5 protein-coding genes are annotated in these 4,681 nt (G+C 31.6%); all 5 read left to right on the forward strand.

Annotated features, from left to right (window positions below; translation table 11 throughout):
- Window positions 1-168: 168 nt before the first annotated feature.
- The 5 genes from J6D32_RS09510 (at window position 169) to J6D32_RS09530 (ending at window position 3,995) form a co-directional block, all read left to right on the forward strand.
- A complete protein-coding gene (locus tag J6D32_RS09510) occupies window positions 169-723 on the forward strand; it encodes a hypothetical protein (RefSeq protein WP_287467608.1) in 555 nt (184 codons plus the stop codon).
- On the forward strand, window positions 714-1,325 hold the full coding sequence (locus tag J6D32_RS09515) for a replication-relaxation family protein (RefSeq protein ID WP_287467609.1): 612 nt from the start codon (window positions 714-716) through the stop codon (window positions 1,323-1,325). The genes J6D32_RS09510 and J6D32_RS09515 overlap by 10 nt, the downstream gene beginning before the upstream one ends.
- A 295-nt stretch (window positions 1,326-1,620) precedes the next feature.
- Window positions 1,621-2,247, forward strand: a complete 627-nt coding sequence (locus J6D32_RS09520; RefSeq protein WP_287467610.1) for a recombinase family protein — start codon at window positions 1,621-1,623, stop codon at window positions 2,245-2,247.
- Window positions 2,248-2,250: 3 nt separating this feature from the next.
- Window positions 2,251-2,805 (forward strand): hypothetical protein, encoded by a 555-nt coding sequence (locus J6D32_RS09525; RefSeq protein ID WP_287467611.1) that lies wholly within the window; start codon window positions 2,251-2,253, stop codon window positions 2,803-2,805.
- A gap of 239 nt (window positions 2,806-3,044) precedes the next feature.
- Window positions 3,045-3,995, forward strand: a complete 951-nt coding sequence (locus J6D32_RS09530; protein ID WP_287467612.1) for a coiled-coil domain-containing protein — start codon at window positions 3,045-3,047, stop codon at window positions 3,993-3,995.
- Window positions 3,996-4,681 lie beyond the last annotated feature (686 nt).

Consider the following 4,681-nt stretch of genomic DNA (forward strand, 5'->3'; position numbering starts at 1 on the left):
AGCATCATTTATTCCAATCACTTTATCACCTCTAGAAATTTCTATTTATATATAATATTAATAATATCTTCACTTCACATTATATAACAATTGTGAAGTTAATTATATTGTATCATTTTCAACATTCATTTAAAACATAGCCAAAAATTAAAACAAACGAAATCCTTTGTGATTGAGCCTTACCAAGCAGAGTTAGTTATTGAAAATGTTTATCGTGAGATACAGGAGCGATTTAACTTAATAACCGACAGTGGTTGTAACGATATTTTTGAGTTTAACTCAAAATCTAACAACAAAATGCAATACAAATTCGTTATGATGGAAGAGTTCACTGTTCTTTTGGATATTAATAAAGAGTTATCAGTCACGCTAACTAAAGCCTTAGCAATCGCTAGAGCCGTAGGAGTTTACTTCATTTTTACTTCCCAACGATTTAGTGCTGACATTATCGACTCAAAAATTAAAGCGAATATAGACACTAGAGTGTGCTTTAGAGTTTCCGATAGCACAAATTCAAGAATTATCCTTGATAAAACAGGAGCAGAAAAACTTCAAGTGAAAGGAAGAGGAATTTTGGTTCAAGGTGGGCAGGAACAAGAATTTCAGTCATTTTTTGTTGATAGAAAAGAGATAGACCAATACATTAAGCCTTATTTAGAAGAGAAACAAAGCCTTTCTATATATAAAAAAGAAAATAAAGGGGAGATACCACTATGGGAATAACAACAAGAGATTTAAGAGTCATCCGACTTTTAGAAAAACGGTTCATTGCTAATGCGGAAATTCTTTCACGACTAATTTTCTGGTCGGGCAATGAAAAATCTTCGTTATCTGTTACCCAAAGACGATTAAAGGAACTACATAATCTAAAGCAGTTGAAACGTGTGAGACAGTACATCGGACAGTCATATGTTTACTACTTAGGAAAAGCACCCAACAAAATTGAACACAGACTGGCTATGAGCGACTTCCTTTCTCAAATGAACGTTCATGGATTTGAAGTCATCCTTGAAGAAACGGAAGTGGAATTTAAAGAGTTGGAAGAATTGTTTGGAATTAGACCCGATATGTTAGTGACGTTCAAGCATGGTGATAAAACATTTCAAGCACTGGTTGAAATTGATTTAACAAAACAATTCACTCATGCGAATGAGTATAATAGATTTTTGAAAGCTCGTCGGAACGGGGAGACTAATCTCTTAACAGAGTATCCTTTAGCCTTAGTTTCTGTTTGTGATAAAAAACCAAAGGGAATTAATTGTGTTTGGATTAAACCAGATTGGTCTAATTTTTCAAATTTCACATACTCATTCGTTAAAAAGTGATATAATAAATCTGCATGACAATAATAATGCGGAAAGGGCACGCAATCGGTGGCGTGTCCTTTTTTTTATGCTCAAAAATACGGTCTAAGAAATCAACTCTTTTCGAGTACACTTTTTTGCATAATTTCTTCATTTTGCTCAACTGTTATTTTCCTTGATATTACCGCAGTTTTGGAAGGAAAAAAAGGGGAATAAATGTCAAAGAAATTTCGAGTAGCTTTTTATTGACATTTTTAGATGTTTTAGGTAAAATTTAACTATAACGAAAAGATAAAAAAATGAAGGCGGTGTTAAAATGGCAATTTATTGTTATGCGCGTTGCTCAACAAACGAAGAGAGGCAGGATGTTATGCGACAAGTAAATGAAGCACTTGCTAAATATGACATTCCTCAATCAAATATTTATTTTGAATATGAATCAGGCTCTAAGGAAGATAGAAAAGCCTTCAACAAACTTTTAAAAGAATTAAAAGACTCAGATACGCTTGTTACTTCTGAAGTATCGAGGTTAAGTCGTTCGGTAAAGCAATTGTGTGAGGTCATCGAGTTGGCAAAAGAAAAGCATTTAAAACTTATTATTGGTGAGTTTGTTGTTGATTGTTCAAAAGGTGAGCTAGACCCTATGACGGATGGAATGCTGAAAATGATGGCAGTATTCGCAGAGATGGAACGCAACATGATTAGGGCTAGAGTTAAGAGTGGCATGAAGAACGCCAAAGATAAGGGTGTTAAAATAGGTAGGAAGGAAACTTGTTTCGAAGACTTACCCAACTCGTTTTTGAAACATTATCCTAAAGTAAAATTACCTAAAGGTAATGAAAATCGAATTACGATGATTGAGTTATGCAAACTATGTGGGATTTCAAGACAAACGGGTTATAAATATAAAGCTCTATATGAAGAGCATTATAAGGGGGAATAAAAAATGATTTACACTGTGAAAAATGAAGATGAATGGTTTGAGGAAGGAACTGAATATCATGTGGCAGGTGATTTAACATTCATAACAGAGGTAGAGGTTAATGGTCAAATAATCTCTATTGAAAGACTTCACTTGGGAGATTTGGAAGGGGTTTTATCGAATGATAGTTTCTACGATGTTGTTAATTTTAAAAATAACTTCGTTATCAAAGAGGATAAAGCTTATTTACCTATTATCTTTTCAGAGTTAGAAGAAGCTTTGGAGTATATCAAAGTTAATTATGAAATAGAAGTTGAACTTACTAAAGCAACTGAACTGGCATTATCGGTTGAAAAAAATTTTGAACACATTTATCATGAAGATTTTTCAGAGGAATTTGATTTAACTAATTCAACTGATAGATATTATGCTCATAAGATTATTAACGATTTAATCACAGAAAATGAGCATTTTCATTCGGATAAGTTGCATTTCTTACATGAGGTTATCAGTAGACAAATCCAGTTCTGCCAATCAATCGACTTAGGGGATGTAACTTTATCAATTGAGTGCAAATAAAAAATAGTGGTATGAATACTACTCAGTTAGATAGAAAGACAGCTCATGCTGTTCTTTTTTTCACCGTCTTCCAATCATCTTTACTTACTTCTTGTGTGTTAACCAAGATAACTAAGGTTAACCTTTTGATAATATGGGATTTAAGTTAACTTACAGTTATGGTTTTATCAAAAGCGTGCTATAATAAGGATACAAGGTAATAATACTAATCATTTTATAAATTAAAAGAGGTGGAACAGATGGAACAGCAAACATTAAAAACAAAAGCATTTAAGATGTTACCTACTGAAATTGAGGCATTAGAAAGTTCTCTTAAAGGGTTCGAGGGGGCAACTCAAGCAGAGCAACTTAAAAATGCCATTGCTATTGCAGAGCAAGCGATGAATCAAGATTTAACAATGAGTCAATTGCCTGACCAGGTGGCGAAAGTTTATGCGGGGGATAAAGAGAAAATTCAAACAGCTCTATCAATGATTATGAGTGTGTTTGAAAGCCAAGCTACAGCTGTTAATGCTCAGCTTCAAAAACGTGAGGATGAACTGTTGAAGGCATATAACAAGGAACTGGACAAGCTAACTAAACATAACGACAGTTTATCTGCTAAAAATGAAGGATTAGAAGAGCAACTAATTAAATCCAAAGAGTCACTTGAAGTGAAATCAAATGAATTTGAAACTCAGCGAGCAGAGTTCACTGCCGAACTTGACACGTTGAAAACTGAGAAAACTCACTTAGAGAAGGAAGTTACTATCCGCGAAGAGATGATTATCGACTTAAAGGCTACTATTCAGAAGCAAGATGCTGATATTGAAGCTAAAAAACAAGAAATTGATGATAAAAATAAAGAAATTGCTGACTTAGCAAAAGATGCTCGTGAAGATAAAAATGAATTAAAACAATTAAGAGATAAAAATGAACTTTTATCTAACCAATTAGGTGAAGCGACAAAATATAACTCAGATTTATCTAACGAAAATAACTTATTAAAGGTTAAAGTCGAAAATTTGGAGTCAAAAGTGGATGATTTAAAAGTCCAAAATGCTAAATATGAAGATGAAGTTGCTCAATTAAAAGCTCAAGTTCAAGCCGAGCTGCAAAAACAAGTGGATATGCAGCAACAATTGATGCAGTTAATGTCACAAATGGCCCAACAACAGCAATTAAAAGATGATGTTAAAGGGGATGAATAAAAATGAAGCTTCTTGAAAATGAAGAAAAATATGGACATTTTTATTATTTAACTAAATAAAAGAGTAGTAACTCATTTAAAAATATATAAGTAACTAAAAACATTATAAAAACAAGCCTATATCTTAATTGACTAAGTAATTTAAGATATAGGCTTGTTTTTTATCTTGGCTATCTTTTAAATGAATGTTCAAAATGATATAACACAATATAATTAACTTCACAATTGTTATACATTGTGAACTTCGATATACTTTACAGTGAATATTATTTATGTTACTATTAAATTTAATAAAACAAGAAAGGAGTTAGATTTATGATAAATTTATATAGAATGATTAATAAATTAAAAATAATAGATACAACTCCTAAATATAATATTATATAACTATATTTAAGATATATCCACTGGTATACTAAAGTGGATTTTTTATTAACTAAAATAAGGAGGTAGCTATAATGCTTGCATATATCAGATTAAGAGGATAGCGCACGAGTTGTGGCTATCGTTAAACAAATTTAATAAAATGTCATAACTTCGTGCTATTTTATATGAATAATAGAAATAGGAAGGTTATGAACAATGAGAAAATTAAAAAAGATTGAAGTTTTAAGAGAATTACTTAATGAAAATATATCAATACTTAGATGTCCAGTGTGTAAAAAATCTATAAAATATATAAAAGAA

Origin of the sequence: Turicibacter sp. (assembly GCF_017941855.1) — a bacterium.
GTDB classification, from domain to species: Bacteria; Bacillota_I; Bacilli_A; order MOL361; family Turicibacteraceae; genus Turicibacter; species Turicibacter sanguinis.

Bases quoted from the DNA above. Each gene is read 5' to 3' on its own strand.
- J6D32_RS09520 (WP_287467610.1), top strand. From the start codon at position 1,621: ATGGCAATTTATTGTTATGCGCGTTGCTCAACAAACGAAGAGAGGCAG.
- J6D32_RS09525 (WP_287467611.1), top strand. From the start codon at position 2,251: ATGATTTACACTGTGAAAAATGAAGATGAATGGTTTGAGGAAGGAACT.
- J6D32_RS09515 (WP_287467609.1), top strand. From the start codon at position 714: ATGGGAATAACAACAAGAGATTTAAGAGTCATCCGACTTTTAGAAAAA.
- J6D32_RS09530 (WP_287467612.1), top strand. From the start codon at position 3,045: ATGGAACAGCAAACATTAAAAACAAAAGCATTTAAGATGTTACCTACT.